The sequence below is a fragment of the Hwanghaeella grinnelliae genome, assembly GCF_004005845.1.
Taxonomy (GTDB): Bacteria; Pseudomonadota; Alphaproteobacteria; order UBA8366; family Aestuariispiraceae; genus Hwanghaeella; species Hwanghaeella grinnelliae.
The window spans coordinates 438,011-455,208 of record NZ_SADE01000004.1; the positions used below are offsets into that span (position 1 = coordinate 438,011).

At 60.3% G+C, this 17,198-nt stretch carries 6 protein-coding genes; 2 read left to right on the forward strand and 4 right to left on the reverse strand.

The genetic code is table 11. The features are described from left to right. Nucleotides 1-27 precede the first annotated feature (27 nt). Both EOI86_RS22855 and EOI86_RS22860 read left to right on the forward strand, forming a co-directional pair. A complete protein-coding gene (locus tag EOI86_RS22855) occupies nt 28-3,012 on the forward strand; it encodes a fatty acyl-AMP ligase (RefSeq protein ID WP_240035805.1) in 2,985 nt (994 codons plus the stop codon). 5 nt (nt 3,013-3,017) lie between these two features. Next, the gene (locus EOI86_RS22860) at nt 3,018-8,546 is read left to right on the forward strand and encodes a type I polyketide synthase (protein ID WP_127768000.1); all 5,529 of its coding nucleotides are present in this window, start codon (nt 3,018-3,020) and stop codon (nt 8,544-8,546) included. Nucleotides 8,547-8,912: 366 nt separating this feature from the next. On the opposite strand, the gene EOI86_RS22865 is transcribed toward EOI86_RS22860, so the two are convergent. From EOI86_RS22865 to EOI86_RS22880, 4 genes are read right to left on the reverse strand one after another with little or no spacing between them, the layout of a single operon-like run. Continuing rightward, nucleotides 8,913-9,149: a hypothetical protein gene (locus EOI86_RS22865; protein WP_127768001.1), complete on the reverse strand. Its 237-nt coding sequence runs from the start codon at nt 9,147-9,149 to the stop codon at nt 8,913-8,915. Nucleotides 9,150-9,183: 34 nt separating this feature from the next. After that, nucleotides 9,184-10,872 carry a DUF4097 family beta strand repeat-containing protein gene (locus tag EOI86_RS22870; RefSeq protein ID WP_127768002.1) on the reverse strand — a complete coding sequence of 563 codons (1,689 nt, stop codon included), beginning with the start codon at nt 10,870-10,872 and terminating at the stop codon, nt 9,184-9,186. Nucleotides 10,873-10,900: 28 nt separating this feature from the next. Then, nucleotides 10,901-15,328: a hypothetical protein gene (locus EOI86_RS22875; RefSeq protein ID WP_127768003.1), complete on the reverse strand. Its 4,428-nt coding sequence runs from the start codon at nt 15,326-15,328 to the stop codon at nt 10,901-10,903. Continuing rightward, the gene (locus tag EOI86_RS22880; RefSeq protein ID WP_127768004.1) at nt 15,325-17,196 is read right to left on the reverse strand and encodes a hypothetical protein; all 1,872 of its coding nucleotides are present in this window, start codon (nt 17,194-17,196) and stop codon (nt 15,325-15,327) included. The genes EOI86_RS22875 and EOI86_RS22880 overlap by 4 nt, the downstream gene beginning before the upstream one ends. Nucleotides 17,197-17,198 lie beyond the last annotated feature (2 nt).

The following is a 17,198-nucleotide window of genomic DNA, read 5'->3' on the forward strand; positions in this document are numbered from 1 at the left end:
GCCTTTTTCATGACAGATGATCATTCCATGCCTGAAAGTAGTGAATCGAGACCGGGATTAGCCCACAGATATTGGGATGTTCTGTCCAAATACGCGGACAGGACGGCGATTACCGAGACTTTTTACAAACCGGTGCGCAGCACTCGCTGTGGAAATTTGCTTCAAGCGGCAAGAAAAGTGGCGTTTGGGTTGCAGCAGCGCACCTCGCCGGGGGCTCGGGTATTGCTGTGTGAGCCGCCGGGCCTGGAATTTGCGGCCGGGTTGTTAGGGTGTCTATTTGCCGGTCGATTGGTGGCCCCTTGTTTTGAACCGACGGGACGCCGGACCAAGGCACGGTTCGATGTAATTCAGAACAGTTTCCAACCTGATCTCATCCTGGCGCGGGGGAAGGAGAGGCGGGATTTCGGCTGGACTACGGTGAAATCCCTATCGATGGAGGGCGATTGGCGGCGGTTCGAAAAATCGGATATTCCCGACCGGATGCCGGACGACGCGGCGATTGTCCAATACACGTCTGGATCGATATCCGATCCGAAAGGCGTTGTGCTGACCCTCGGGAACATCGAGACCAATTTGGACGCAATCATTGCTCAGGTTCCGTTGCTGGAGGAAGACCCGCTTACAACGGTAACCTGGTTGCCGCCCTATCATGATTTGGGTCTTTTCTCCCATCTTTTGACGTCGATGCTGGTGGGTGGCCATCTCGTCGTGATGCGTCCGATCGATTTCGTTCGCCGACCATCAGACTGGCTGCGGTATATCAGCGAGTATAAGGCCGGTTACAGCAGCGCGCCGGATTTTGCCTATGCACTCTGTGTTCGCCGGACCGAACCGGAACAACTGGAAGGCCTGGACCTGTCTAGCTGGAAGACGGCAATCAACGCGGCTGAGCCGGTCCGCCCGGAAACCCTGGATGCGTTCCATGCCTTATGTAAACGGATAGGCTTGGACCCTGTGGCCCTTCGTCTGGCTTATGGCCTGTCCGAAGCGACGGTGCTGGTGTCCGTCACACCGCCGGGCGAGTTTCCCCCTCGGTTGCAGCTTTCACGGCAGGCTTTGACCAATAACCGAGTGGAGGAGGCGAGGGAAGCCGGCGACGCTGTGACCTTAATGTCTAGTGGGAGAGTCATTCCCGGAACGACTCTATCCATCCGAGATCCGGAAAACGGTGTGGCCGTTTCCGAGGGAATGGTCGGGGAGATTTGCTTGGATGGCCCCTCAATTGCAAAGTCCTATCTCGATACGCCGTTGGAACAACCGGTCCGCACCGGCGACTTGGGGTTTTTGAACGATGGTAACCTGTTCATAACCGGCCGAAGCCGGGACCTGATCATACTGAACGGTGAGAATTATTATCCGCAGGATATTGAAGCTGCGGTGAATTCGGTTGGCGACCTCGAGCGCGTATGCGCCTTTGCCGACGACATGGATCGGATAACGATACTCTGCGAGAAACCGCGGCAAACCGATGACGCGGATTTGGTGGGGAAGGGTGAATCAATTTGTCGGGAAGTCAAAAAGACAACAGGGCTTGATGTCTTCAATGTGTCATTCGTCCGTGCAAACAGCCTGCCCCTGACATCCAGTGGAAAGTTACGTCGTGCCGAAGCCCGCAAGAACTTCTTGGACGGCCTTTTTGACATTCACGTTTCCGTCACGCCCTATGACCGCGCCGGCCTTGCGACAATCGACGAATTTGTAAGCCTTGTTTCGGAATTCGCTACGATACGGGGCAAAAAGGCGGATGCAGATACGCGCCTTTCGGACCTCGGTTTCGACTCGCTAAGTTTACTCCAGCTTGGACTGCGGCTTGAAAAAGACTTCGGGCTGTATTTCCGGATTGAGGACATTCCGCAGACGGTTGCGGAGTTGTTCGAACAGATCGCGCCGCTATCGCTTCGCACCGTTTCGTCGCAGCCGCATTCTCGTGACTATCAGATCGACGTTCGGTCTGCAGCAGCGACACAGGAAACATGGCGCTCAATTTACCAGGCATTCCAAGGCTTCATGAAATTCAGCGAGCTGGTGTCGGATCGCCCAAACCAATTGGTGCATTTGTGCCAAGCTATGGAGAGTTACTTCGACCTGACGCCGTCGCAGCTGCTTGAAAGCGTCGAAGCTTTCCAAGAGCGTCAGTTATACACCGAATGGTTCTGGTACTTGCCCGGCCTTCAGCGTCAATTGCGGGACTGGGAAAGCTATTTGCCTGCGGATCGTGCGCGGCTCATCCAAGTATTGCAGGACATACCGCCTCGGTCGCTGATTGTGCTCGGCCATATGCATGGCTGGGAGTGGCTGCTTGAGAACATTCTGCTGATCGCTCATTCCGAGGACATGAACCTATGCCTGATCGGTGATGTGTCAGAGGTCGAGAAACTGGTTTTGAAAGCGATCGGGTATCGCAATGCTGAGCATATTTCGCAGTTTCGCAGCGCAATGATTGACGTGGACGACCCGCAATTCGCTATGCATTTGACCGAAGCGATCAACGCCGGAAAACGGATAATATCTCTTCCCGATACCGTCTTGGCCGCCCATCGATTGTATCACGCCGAAAAGGTTTCGTTTCTGGGAGGCCAAGTTCCCATCGCATCCGGCGTATTCAAACTAGCCGAGGCAATGGAAAGTCCGGTGTATCAGTTGGACTACAGGTTCAACGAAGAAGGACTACATCTGGCTTCTGTTGAACTGGAGGGGCCGGGATATCGGCCGAAGATGGAGCAGTTTGCCGCCACGATCGCGCGCAATGCCGGGCATTGGGCACAATGGCAGGTACTTCCCAAGCCGGAAATGCCGCCGGAAATCGATTATGCCGGCCGTGGCACCGGATTTTTCGACCGCCATGGTATTGTTGTCGTCCATTTCGGCAGAATGGTGCTTTTCCACAGTTTGCCGAACCGCAGAACCGTCCAATTGGGCCTTGAGAAGGCATTGCCGCTATTGTCGGAAGAAGGAATGGGCGAAGAATATCCGAAGGATTTGGCGCCGCTCTTCATACCGCGGGGCCGGTAGAGGATATGACTGAAGAAATTGCCGTCATCTCGATGAGCTGCCGTTTCCCCGGTGGAGCGGATTCGCCTGAGGCGTTTTGGGAAAACATGCTGTCGGGTGTCGATGCCATCAGCCGTGTGCCCGAGGAACGGTTCAACATCGACCGCTTCTATGACGCGAATGTCAGGAAGAATGGTGAGAGCTATACGGACAAGGGTGGGTTTATTGATTGGGATCCCGCCCAATTCGACCCCATACCATTCAAGATATCGCCGCGTGAGGCTGCGTATATGGATCCTCAGCAAAGATTGCTACTTGAGGAATGCGCCAATCTGTTTCGTCGTGCGGGATATTCCCAGGAGAAGGTCGCCGGCAGCACTATGGGAGTCTTCGTCGGTGGCTTTTGTGTTGATAATTTACTGCTGCGGTTGAGCCCGTTCAATCGCGACAATATCCAAGCCCATACTGCCACGGGGTCGGCGCTGACCATGCTGGCCAACCGGGTGTCGCATGTGTTCGATCTGCATGGGCCCAGCTTTGCGGTCGATACTGCATGCTCCTCTTCCTTGGTCGCACTGCACCAGGCCGTACAGAGCCTGCAATGCGGCGATTGTCCCATTGCGATCGTGGCCGGCGTAAATGTGATCATGGCGCCGGAATACTTCCTCGTCATGTCCAAGGGACGCTTCCTGTCCCCAAATGGAAGATGCGCCAGTTTCGATGCGGAAGCGGACGGGTATGCGCGCGGTGAAGGCTGCGGCGCGATCATGCTGAAGCCTTTGCAGGCGGCTCTTCGCGACGGGGATACCGTCCTGGCGACAGTTGCCGGTAGCGGTGTGAACCAGGACGGCCGCACCCGCGGCATAACGGTGCCGAGCCGCGACTCGCAAACCGATCTGATGCGGACGGTTCTGAAAAAATCAGCTGTTGCCTCCAGGGAAATTTCCTATGTCGAGGCACATGGGACGGGAACACAGGCAGGCGATGTCGCAGAGGCTGGGGCATTGCAATCCGTCTTGGGTGACAGCCGCAGCAATGAGGACGACCCGGTTTTGGTTGGGTCGGTCAAATCGCAGATCGGCCATCTTGAGGCGGCCGCGGGAATTGCCGGCGTTATCAAGGCAATCCTGGTACTGCAGCATCGCGAAATTCCCGCCAATCTTCACTTGAATACGCCGAACCCGAACCTGCCATGGGACAACCGCTGCAAGGTCGTCGTAGACAGACAGCCGCTTCCTGAAGGAGAAGCGCCAGCCACCGTCCTTGTAAATTCTTTTGGATACGGTGGCACAAATGCAATGGCTCTTCTCCGGCAACATGGTGTGTCGGCGGTCCCGTCCAAACCGATTGCGTCGGATGTTCCGATTCCGTTGGCCGCTTGGAGCGTGCAAGGGCTTCAGAACAGCGCCGCTGCCCTGTTGAAGGACCTTTCAGACGGGCCATACGCGTTACGCGATGTCCTTGCGACCAACGCTGCTACCGTCGTCCAGGCGCCCATTCGAGCGCTGTTGTGGGCGCGCGAAGTCGGAGAGTTGTCGGAAAAACTCTCAGAATTGATGACGGATGATCTCGGATACCGCGAGCCCACAAGGCAACCGCTGTGTTTCGTATATTCCGGGAATGGCCCTCATTGGTGGGGCATGGGTAAAGAACTCTACGAGTCGGAACCGGTGTATCGGGATATCCTGAACAGGATCGACCGCACCTTTCAAGATCAAGCCGGATTCTCGTTTCTCGAGGCTATGGGCACATCGGGGAATCAAGACCGCATCGGCAGGACCGATATCAATCAGCCTGCCGGGTTTGCTCTCCAGGTTGCACTGACAGGTCTGTTGCGCCATCGCGGCATTCGGCCTGACGCCGTGCTCGGGCACTCACTGGGGGAAGTTGCGGCGTTCCACGCCGCTGGATTATTGTCGCTGGAAGATGCCGTTAAAGTCGTCCATCACCGCAGCCGCCTTCAAGCGTCGCTTGCGGGGCGGGGCGCGATGTTGGCGACAGCGCTGGACCAGGCAGGGGCCGAAGCTCTCCTTTCCGAATACCCGGACGTCGACATCGCTGCCGTGAATAGCGACAGCTTGGTGACTTTTTCAGGGGCGGAAGCCGAACTGGACAAAGTTGCCCATTCGCTTGGCGAGCGGAACATCTTTCACCGCTATTTACCCGTGGACATCGCTTTCCATAGCCGACAAATGGCTGAAATAGAGCGCGAGTTGTCAGACTGTTTGGCAAATGTGCAATTTCTCCAACCGGAGATACCGCTATTTTCAACCGTGACGGGGGCGGGTTTCAACGGTGCGATCGCACCTGACGACTATTGGCGGATGAACATTCGCCAACCGGTTCTTTTCCGGGACGGGATGGCCGCAATGCTGGGCCATATTGGCGGCGACGTCGTTGAAGTCGGGCCGCACCCGGTACTAGCCGGTCCCATCCAGGATATCGTATTCAATACTCAAAGCACGACATCGGTCACCCATACGCTTGAACGCGAGGTCGGGGAAGGGGAACGGCTACAGAGCCTGATAGGGACGCTGTACAAAAACGGTCAGGATCCCGATTGGTCGTCCTGGTACACGGGAAGCAAGGTTGTGCCCTTGACGAAACCCGTTCCCACGCACGCCCACCGGTGGGTTGAATCCAATCTTTCCCGGCAGTACCGGCACGGAACAGGTGCCTCACCCTTCACAGGGCAGCGTATCGACACGCCGGGCGCTGTTTGGAACACGGCGTTGACGGAACGCTTGTTTCCATGGATGAACGACCATGTTTTCCGCGGAAGCGCCGCATTTCCCGCTTCTGGCTATGTTGCCGCATTCCTGAGTTGTCTTAAGGAGGCTCAAGCGGCGGACCAGCCCGTCGGCCTGAAGAACATAACTTTTCATTCCCTTTGGCTGCTGAATGGCCGCGACAATTTCCAACTGTTTACCCAATTTGAGGCAGAGACCGGCAAACTAGCCGTTTTCGGCGGCGTTAGGTCTGAACAATACAGTCAGGTACTTCAGGCCTCTGGATGGCTGTCGTCGAATCCTCCGACACCAGTGAATTGGCCCGCGCATCGTGAGCGGTTTTCGATTGATCGCGAGTCGTTCTATGGGGCGGCACTGCAGCGTGGACTGGCATACGGGCAGTCTTTCCGCGTTCTGGACGATATTTCGGTTGGCGAAAACACAGTCCAGGCAGAACTGCGCTTCGAAGAAGCGGATGCTTGGGACCTCTTTCCCCCACTCCTGGACGGCGCCTTCCACGCAACTCTCGCTGTTTTGACGGAAGGCCGGGCAGCCGCTGATACCTTCGTTCCAATCCGAATTGGAACGCTGCTCTCGCTAAAACCGGCGACCGATTTCGCCAGAGTTCATATTGCTATCCGGGACCGAAACGCGCGCAAGGTCGTGGTGGATCTTCGGATCGTCGATCGGGACGGCGAGGATTGTCTTCTGCTGCGCGATGTCGAGTATTCTATGATCCCCGCCACGCATGAAACGCGGGTAGATGCCTTTGTCGAGACATGGGATGCCCTGGACGAGGGAAGCGCGGCCCGCTTCGCCGATGCTGCGGTCGAGGATATCCGGATGGTGAGCGCCGGCTGGCTTGAGGACCGGACCGCGTTTGAAACATTGCTTTTCGATGTGTTGATCCCTGCTATGACCAGCACGCCGGACAAACGGTTACGCCTGGTCGTGGAGACGGAAGGAAAGGATCCAGGCGCGCTCGCCAATATGTGCATGGGGTTGGTGCGTGTCGCGGACAGGGAATACGCTGGCGACCGGCTATCTGTCGTATTCGGCCTCAGGACCGCGCTGGAACGGTTCGAGAGTGTTTGGCGCAGCACTAAAAGCCCAATCCTGAAAGTCGCGGATGAGGGTTGTTTCGCCCCGACCCTGCGGATTTTGCCGGATGAACCGCCCCGGTCGGTCCCACCGATCGGGAAGCAGCAGGTCTATTTCGACTGGCCATTGGGGTCGGCGCCGCCGGTTGCGGGGGGACTTGATTGCGAGTCCGACTGGGAAATGACGGCGGCGACCAAATGCGCGTTGCTCGGTTGGCATCTTGCACAGGTGCAGAGGCACGGAGAATGCCGGCTTGCCCTGGTGAGAAAACCCGACCGGCGCTTCATATCGGTGGACGATACACCAACCCTTTCCCTGCCGGAGCATGATGCTTTTGCGCAAACCTGCATGGCGTTGTTCTCACAAGTTGTGGCGGCAATGCTGCCAAAGTCGGGGGCGGTGATGGTCATCGGCAACCACCCAATGCTTGATGCCGTGTTGAGGACTTTGGCACTTACAGCGACAGACACCCCAAATTCAGGCGATACCGTGCTTCGGCTATCCGGTGCATTGCCGGATAACCTTCCGGAGGGATTGCTCATCGTCGATCTGGGGGACGATCCCTTGATGGCGGACGGAATACCGATTTGGCGCCCGGATCTTGCCGCGCGTGTCAAACAGGCTATCGATGCTTACGCCGCGGCACCCGCTGGCGGGAAAGAACCGCTTTCGGAGTCTCTATGGACGAGGATTGCCACCGATGATCTAGCCGTTCCCCCGGTTTTCTCGTTCCGGGGAGAAACCGTTCTGGTCGCCGGCGGTTCCGGCGGCTTCGGCCTGGCCTTCGCCAAATGGGCTTTGTTGAAAGGGGCGGGACGGGTTGTCGTGCTCAGTCGATCCGGAAAGTTTGCAGACGAGGCTGGAGCAATTCCGAAAAAGATGGAGATCCATAAGGTCGATATCTGTATCGAGGCGGAGGTTAAAGCGTTCTTTGAGCAGCAGAAAACACATGAACTGCCGATACGTCATGTTTTTCACAGTGCCGCTGTACTGAACGACCAAACGATCGCTGAACTCGACAGGCACGGGTACGAAACCGTGATGGCGCCGAAAACCGATGGCGCGGCATTGTTGGATAAGTATTCAAGGGATCTCGGGCTGAAGCGTTTTGTCGTCTTCTCTTCCGTCACCAGCGCGTTGGGAAATAGCGGGCAGGTCGCCTATGCAGTCGCCAACAGAATGCTCGAAGACTTGGTTCAGCAGCGCAATGCATGCGGTCTGCCAGGATTGGCCGTTCAGTGGGGGCCAATCGAAGATGTCGGGCTTTTGGCTAGGGACCGGAAATTAGTCCGTTTGTTGGCCAAACAAGGGATGGGCACGATATCAAGTGCGGAAGCTTTTGCCCGGCTGGAGCATGATCTTCTCTTGGACAGGAAGGGTGTCGTGGCCGTCTACCGGGCTATGGAGGCGAAAGCCGATCCTGATGATTACCGCTCCGAAGGGAAATGGAGGGATCTTGAAGGCCTTTCCTATCAAGGGCGCGTTGATGCCCTTCGGACGATTTCCGTATCGATACTGTCGGAAGTGCTCAAACGGCCGCCCGATGATTTCCCGGTCGATACGCCGCTATCCGAACTTGGCATCGACTCTCTGCTAGCGTTGGAAGCGCTGTTGGAACATGAACGGGTTTTAGGCATTCGCGTCCCCATGCCTTTGTTTCTGGGGCACCTCTCCGTGATAGAGGTGTGCAAACAGGTCGCGCGCTTGGAACCTTCAACTGACTAAGTATTCCAGTGCGCCCGGTAGGGTCGGCACTACGGTTCCAGGACTGGGGCCGTCGCGCTAACCCGTAGTTCTAGATCAATTGACGATGAGAGTAGAATGTATAGCGGCACGTTTGTGGGGATGTTTCGTTCATTTTATGGGATAAGATGCCGGACGCGACTCGGATTGGATCATTGCCCCTGCCGTAGGAAAGCACCGGGCAATTTTGCCGAAATCAGTTTGGCAAAATAGGCTACAATGCTATGCATTCCTGTGGAGAGGAACGTTTTCAAACGTATGGCAATTGCTTATCTATATGTGTCCCTGCTTGAAGGGATGAGCAACGCCTGGAGCGAAAGTCCAATCAGCAAGGCCTGAAAAGGCGGATTAGCTGTCATCCTTTCTGGTGTCCTGAGACTCCGGGATTTCAGGCTGCTCTGAAATCTCTTGGCCTTCTGGGTCCTCGAGGATTTCCTCAAGGACCTGGATCGCGCCCGATATCCGCAGCAGCCGTTCACGCAGGCCGGCGGCCTCCGACTCGAGTTGGCTCAGCATGGTCTCGCCCCTGGCATATTCCTCGCGGAGTTCCGCCAGCCGGTTACCTACTGCAACGTCCTTACTCATCGTCTATCCCGCTTTAAATCTTGCATGCACTTTTTTACAAGTTGTGTAGTTTTCTGCCTTTGGTGGAGACGAAGAAGATAACCTTCTGATCCTTGCGTATCTGCAACTGAGTGCCGCCGCCCGTCGTAACGATGTCCCAACCCTTACTCATCAATATTTCGCCGGTCAGATCTATGTTCCCCGAAACGGTCAACGCCCCCGTGGATGCTTTCCCCGAAACGGAGAGTGATCCCGCGGATGCTTTTCCTGATACGGAAAGTGATCTCGCAGATGCTTTTCCCGAAACGGAGAGTGATCCCGCAGATACTTTCCCTGATACGGCGAGTGACTTCGCCGAGGCGCTCCCCTTCACAGAAAGAGTGCCCGTGGATGTGGACTTTGATACGCTTAGCGCCCCGGTCGTATCGACGTTTCCGTATACACTGAGTGAAGTCAGGCCCGTTTTTCCGGCGACTATGCCGCCGGAGAAATTGGCGGTTGGGGCGCTCACTTTCTTTGCCTTCAGGGCACCCTCGACGCTTAATTTTCCAGAGACGGACTGATCGCCCTCCACATGCAACCCGCGGGGTACGGTGATGTCGAGCCGGCCGAGCAGTTTCGCCTCTCGCCGGACATGAATCTCCGGCCGACTCTTTTCGTCGAGCAGCGCGCCATCCTCGCCGGCCGGCGAGAAGGACAAACGGGCATCTTCGCCACGCAGCTGCAATGGTTTGGTCAGGTGTATGTTTTCTTCGCGCAGCGCCATCGGTCCCAGTTTAATGGGAAGCTGCAGGTCTACGTCGTCGGTGCCCGGAATATCCTCGACGGTGATCAGAAGCTCGGCCTTGCCATCCCACGCCGTGGTGTGGAGTTGCAGGGTGAGATCGAGATGACCGCCGGGCGGCAGGACCGTTTCGCGCGTACAGAATATGCTATGCCGGTCGATGTCCCAGTGCTCGGGATAGCTCTCGATCACCAGGCGACTACCGTCGGCCCCGAGCAATCCCCAATCGGCCCCGTGCCGGCCTGTCCGCCAGCCAAGGCGGATGCGGGTCGCGTCGTCAGGCCCACCCGACAGCGGCTGGGGCAGGCCGGAAATGTTCATCAGCCGGACCACGATGTGGTTCGGCGATATCCCGTCGTTCAAGACCTCGCGGCCGGATTTGATCCCGGCGAAGAATGGACCGCCCAATGCGGTCGAGGCTTTTTCCGGTCGCGCCTTGAGGGCCGTTGGGGCGTGCCGGCGCAGGATGGGGAGATGAAGGGCGGCATCGCCTGAGATTTCTGTCAGCCGATCCTTTCCGACCCGATGCCAGAGACCTGCATAGCTGCCTTCCGCGCGCGTGGCCCGCGTGCCGCCCACCGGGTCCGCGGTGAAGCCCGTCATCCGAATCCGGTGGGCCTCGCCAGGCCCCAGTTCATGACGGCCGACGCCGGCGAGGTCCAGGCGGAACAACCCGTTCCCGTCCTTTTCGGATCTCAACAGCCACGCCGCTTCGCTTTGCGGCGCCAGTGCGATCTTGTTGGGATCCACCAACACGCCGGCACGGAACCCCAGGGAAACCTCGGCCCCTTCGATGATAACGGGAAGAGGGGTTCGGTTGGTGAGCGTCAATTCCATGACCTGCGGGGCGCCTGTGATGGAGAGCGCTTCCCAACCGGCGGTGTCGGCGAAGGTCATCTCGATGCCCGCGGTCTCCGGCCGCTCGCGGCTGGAGAAAAAAGGTATGTCGTGGATGATCATCGTGTCCCTCCGTCCTGCCGATTGCCCATTACGCGTCCTCCCCGCCGGACGTTGCCGCGCGGTCCGTCTCAAGCTGTAGCCAACCGCGGCGCGCGACCGTCTGGTGGTCGAGACGCGCGGTCTCGACCGTATCGGCGATCGCCGATTTCAGGGTGTGAAGCGCTCGCTCCACGATGGCGGGCGTCAGGTTGATGGCGTCGTAGCGGTCGGCCGCCGCCTCGGGATCCGGCGGATGAAGTCGGCCGACGGTCACCGCTGCGGGGTCCGTGATTACGGTTGCCGCGTTCAGCGGCCTGACCTGACCCGTCGCCAGCAGGATTTCCCAGACTTTCGAGCCTGCGGGCCCGAAGGCGCCCAGGATATCCGTGCGGGCGATGACAGGGTGATGCGGCACGGTGTGCCAGCCGCCCGGCTCGCGCTCCAGCCAAGACCAGGAATAGCCCGGCTCCGCCGGTAGCGGCACCTCGACAGTGCCATCCGGCATCAGCAGCGGCCCGGCGGGGAAGGTAATCCGAAGGCCCGCGAGCTGCTCCCGGTAGAACTCGGGCGGCAGCGAGATTGCCTTGACCGGCAGCACCCCGGTTGTGGCGTGCACGTCACCATGGGGATCGACCAGCATGGTCAGGTCATGCGTATCGCCGTCGAGCTTTAGGCGGAGCGGATGCGTCGCCGGGTCGTCCCCTTTGGGCGTCATGATCCCGGTATGGGCGATCCCGGCGGCCAAGTCAGGTGCCGTATAGAGCGTGCCGAGGGGCGCGCCCGGCTCCGGCGCCAGCCAATAGCCGCACAGACCGTCCGAAAGATGTCGGTGCTCGCCCAGGCGTACGGGGAAGTCCACATTCTCGACCCCGTGCGTCGGGCGCGGGCGGTCGGCTAGCCTCGCCCGGAAGGCTTCGCGCGAAAGTTCTTCCGGCAGGCCGTGTAGGGTTTCCATGGCCAAGCGGGCGCGGACCACCGCCACGGGGCGGGAGACGAGCAGCGCGCGGGCCGCGTGCTGGGTTGCATCCGCCGGGTCGATCTGGTCCAGCCCTGCCTCCAGCGTGGCGAGGAAGGCGGCAACCCGGGTCGCGTCCCCCTCCGACAAAAGCCAGTTCACGACATCGCGCAGTCCGGGATCGGGAATCTCCCGCAGGGTAGCCGGCGCGTTGTCATCGCCGGGGGCGGGCTGCCAGGTGGCGTCGCGACCCACCGCGCCCAGGAACCGGCCCGAAGTGTCGTAGATGTCGATCGCCCCGTCTAGGAAATCGGCCAACAGCCAGCCGCGCACCGGGGTTGCGGCAGGGTGAAGCCCGCTTTCGGCATCGTCATGGGCGGCGGAGAGCCAACGGAAGCGAAGCCGCGCCGGCGGCGAGATGCGCAGGGGCAGGCGCATTCGGTCGCTGCCGCCCGAAAGCGGCGCCATTGCTGGGGTGGTATGGACCTGGCCTGGCCGTCCTTGGCGCGTGCGGCCGAAACTGTCGATCACCCGGATTACCTGCAGAACCATTTCGCCCGACCGGATCGGATGGAATGAGGCGTCCGGCACCGGGCTCGCCGGGTGGAACCCGCCCAGCGCGGTCCGGATTCGGGCGGCGAATTCCTGTCCCGCCGGCAGTGCAAGGGGGTCGGTTACCGGCAATTGCGGCTGACCTTCCTGCATGGTGAGCAGTTCGTTGAACCCGCCTAGCCGGGCGATGATCGGCGTTATCTGCAGGTTTGTCGTGGCCAAGGGGATGGCCCATTGCTTGGTGCCCGTCTGGGTCAGGTCGACCATCTGCCGCGTCAGACGCGACCCTTCGGACATGTTGAGGACCGCGCGTCCGGCGATATACCGGTAAGAACGCAGTAGTGACTCCGCATTGCCGGCGGGGGTGAAGTCGACGGCATCCCCGCGCAAGCTCTGACTGTTGAGGACGAAAGCGGGATCATAAGCGCCGGTCTCCCCGTTGGTGCCGTCGGCCAGGCTTTCGATCTCCGCCTGCCACTCGAATTCGATGGGGTGCCAGTCGTCGGGATTCGAGACCCGCGCCTCTCCCATTATGGTCTCATCGGCTATCAGCTTCTCAAGTGCTTTGGGGACCGCTTTTTTGTCGCGGTTCCAACTGCCTGTATCGATACGGCGGCAACGCAGCAAGCCGCCCGGTTCCGCGGCGCCGTCCTGTCCGTGCCGATCGGACGGCATCAAGGCCTTACCCTCCAGCGAGAGGACCGGGTCCTGTGGCGCGTAGAACCGCGCGCCTGGTGTCTGCCGAAGGGTCAGGGCCATGCCTTCCGCATTTGCGTCGTCCAGCGCGGCCTGAAGTTCGGCCGTGGCATCCGCCACGGCGCGCGCCAGCGTCGCATGACGCGCGGCGAGCGCGGGCTGCTCGCCGGCTGGCGTCAGCAGAATTGCCAAGCCGTTCTGAAAGTTCACATTGTGGTTTTCCAGCCCGACCGCCTGCATGCCCGGTGGCACTTCCAGCCGGAACGGACTCCCCCCGTCGCCGTGCCAGGAGAAGGGGCCGAGGCAGCGGCCGAAACTTGTTTCGACGTAGAGCGTGGCGAGCACCCTGTGCCCACCGTAATCGACCAATGTGCCGCTCAACGCTCTCAGGACCTCGCCGTCCTTGAAGCGAACTTCGTGCGGGTTGCCGCTGCGCGGTGCCCGAGCTGTCCCCGATGCGCCGAGGGGAATGACATCGTCGATAATCAAACCCGAGGACACGATCAGCCCGCGGATCGGCGCCCGGGGGTCGGGAACCTCGCGCAGCACCGTTCCTTTTGCGATCCCGGCCACGGGCCCAATCCGGAAAGGGTCGGCGGCGGCAAGGCCGGACGCCGTTTCCACAAGCACCCGCCCAACCGCATCCCTGGCGATGATCAGGTCGCCCTTTTCCGCCATTTGTTGTTCCAGCGGCTCAAGACAGTTTCGGGCAATCCATGCCCGCATACCGTCCACATCGGCGTTGACCGGTGCGCGAGGGTCTTCCGGGATCAGTGTCCGCAGATAGTGCGACCAGCCGTTGAAGAGTGCCTGGCGCAGCGAGTCCTCGCGGTCCGCCGCCCTGTCATAGGCGCCCTGCGCCGCGTTAAGGCGGTTCAGCAGGTCCGCCAGCGCTGCGGGCAGTTTAAGCCCCGCCGTTTCCGGGTTCGACCCGGTTTCCGCTGGACGGATGGCCCATTCCGCATGTCCCTTACGGGCTGTGAAACGCTCAAGGTGCCGGGCCTCGTCGATCTTTCCGGCAAGATCTCGGACCTCATCGGAATGGTCGCGGCCGGACAGCGTGCGCATGACCTCCTCGTGCGAGACGATATCGTCCGGGATACCCCGCATGACATGGGTCGTGAAGGCCTCCAGCGGACTTTCACCGACGGAGATCCGATCCAGAGTCAATTCCGGCGGTGTTTCGGGCACGCCGTCCCCAGGTGCCACGCGGACGCTTCCCATACACAGCAGGGATTGCGGCAATGCATCTGCCGTGTCGTCGTCGATCCGCCAACCGAACCGCTCCCCGACAAGGGTTGCAAGGGCGGCTCGTGCCTCTTTCTCGGTAAGCGGCAATTCGTGCTCTGCTCGCCCATCGTGATTCGCCGCGCCGGGTTTGAATCGCAAGAGTGTTACAAGCGCCGTGCGCGCGTCTTCCAAGGTAACCGGCTTATTGGGATCGTCCCGCCCGTGGCGATCTTTCGCCGCCTCGAGTGCGGCCCTCAATCGCTTGGTATCGCCTGCCACGCTTCGCAGCAACTGGCCAAGGGGATCTTCCGCTTCCGTACCGAACCAGCCGAAGACGTGATAGACCCTCTCTTCGGTGCCGGGATCGGGGTCGTGGCAGCCGAAGACCGACCGGCAGCTTGGATAATGCGCCGCGAAAACGGGATCGCCGTAACCAAGCGCAGTGAGCGCCGGGGCGATATTGGTCAGGTGCTGGCCGTGATCGAAAATGTCCGCGTCCTGTTTACTCCAATCCTTGCCGGACAGCTCGAACTGCCGGCCCAACCGAATGTAGGGGCGACCGGTTTCTTGCGCATGCGGCAGGGGGTAGGCGATGGCGTCTCCCGCCGCGTTCGGATCGGGGTGGACATAGTCGCTCTCGACCAGCCAAGCCTTATCGACCGTTTTTGGCTTGGCCTTGGCTTTGCTCTTGCCCGTACTCTTTCCCGTCGCTTGGGCCATGCGTAGCACGAGCCAGCGGTTCGGCGCGGCCGGCACCCACAAACCGTCAACCGAGATCCCCGCGCCCGGGCGCTGTACCGTGGCGCCCCGGGCCAAGCCGTCGGGCAGAGCCCAGTGCAGATGCACGCCGGGGGCGAGCCAATGTGTGTGGTCGGAGAACGGCTCGGCAGCAACCACTTCCGCCAGTGGCGGTGTGGAGGCGTTGTGATCCCGCTTTCCATCGGTCCAGGGCAGCCGCTCGAACGACACTCTGGGGCCGACGACGGGTTTCTCCCGTTCAAGCCGCAATCCGTCGACGGCGATGGGAATCCCTAGCATGGTCATTTAGGAACCTCGATCCTGACGGTGAGGCGCGGCACGCCTTTGACGAGTTCGGATTGGAAATCCCCGGAATGTGTTTTTCCTTTGGCGAGGGCGGCGATATCGAGCACGCCCGTGCCGCTCGCCCGTTCATGGCTGGGTTTTCCGGTAGCGCCGTCGATGGGCACGGCGAAATGCATCGCCTGGGGATGCGGATGAATGTCGATATGCTCCACTCGCTGGTCGAAGATGACGAGCAGCGTGTCTCGCCCCAACCGGTCGAAACGCAAAATTTTTACGGGCGTGTCGTCTTGCTCCGTCAGGCCATCGACGATCAGATGCGGCCATCCGGTCACGATGCGGGAACGGATCAGCACGCCGCTGCGATAAACCTCGTCCCGCATCAAGGCCTTTAGTTCCGGTTCATTGTCGACCAGGGCCTCGTCTTCCCGCTGCAAGGCGGTCGACGTCCGCCCGACAGAAAACGCGCCATCCATCAGCGCGTGGACCCATTTCGGATCGAGGTAAAAGGGCATCACCGTCTCCTGCGGCAGCAGGTCGGGCCGCGGCACGAGATAATCGAACGGCACGCGGTGTAGAAGGCCGAGGGCCTGTTCGAACCACTCTGTCAGCGCAAAGGGCGGCGGTCCGGCGGTCTCGATATCATCGACGCCTGCATCTTTGAGGCGCCCTATGGCGCGGGTCGCTTCCGCGTGGTGACGTTTCCACTGACGAAGCTTGATACCGATTTCCGGATCGCGCACCGCGATCAGGCGGCCCAACTCCCAGGCGGCGGCATAGGAAATATCCTCCATTCCCGTGGCGGCATCGCGACGGATCAGCGCCTCCGCCCGCAAAGCTGGAAGCTGGGGTGCGAAGAACTGGAGGTGCGGGACGAGCGGGCCTCGGTACCAGGCCGCCGTTGGACGGCCTTCGCGGGAGGAAAGGCGCATCGGCACTGCCCCGTCCACGACCGGCGCGCGCGTGCGCTTGGCCCGGCTCGGCACGTCAAGCATGGGGGGACGCGTCTTTAGCCCCAACAACAACGTCTTCAGGTCCTGGGCTGGCGCGGATGTCGAGAAGCTCCAGCTCGTTAGGCTGATGAGGCGAACTGTTCCCTGCTGCTTGCGCTCTGCCCAATGCACCGGATCGGGCTTGGCATTCTTGCGAGTGTCCTTGTGGTATTGATGCTCCAGCGAAACCAAGTGCGCCGCGTAGCGAAGCGTCTCGCCCGTCACAGACGGCGGAACCCGGTTCGCCAGGATCACTGATTGGGGCTTGCCGACGTCACGCCCGTCGCCCGGCGTGACATCCCGCACGGTCGCCAACCAGGAAAGATCGCCATAAGAGGGCAGCACTTCCTTGGCCAGTGCGATCGGTAAGTCCAAGACGCTTACCTTCTGCTTCGGGTCGTCACCCGCATCGGGCGTGAGCTTCTCGAAGCTGGATGTCTTTCCCTTGCTCGATGCCAGTAGCGTGTCCGCATCCACTGTTGAAACGAGGCCTGCGACCTCATGCTCTTCGAAAATCAGTAGCGCCAGCCAGGGGGCGCCGTCGTCATGGCCGGTACTCGCATCCTTATGACGTGCGGTTCTTTCCCAGGGCAAGGTGTCGCGGCGCAGGATCACATGGGGCAGGACCGCAGAGAAATTGCCGCTTGCGCCGCGCGGTGGGAATTGCGCGGCAATATCCGTCGGCTGCAGGGCGAAACGCGGCGCCTGAACGGCAAAATCGGCACGCCGTTTGGCCTGAAGCGTGCCGCCGGTGGCCGGGCTGGCGGTGTGGGTCACGGTTACGGTCAGCGTGCCTGCGGTCAGCGCGGGCCGATGACTTTCCACAAAATGGAAGCTGTCGTCGGGGTGCAGCCGCGGCGCAAGGAGGTCGTTGGACATCG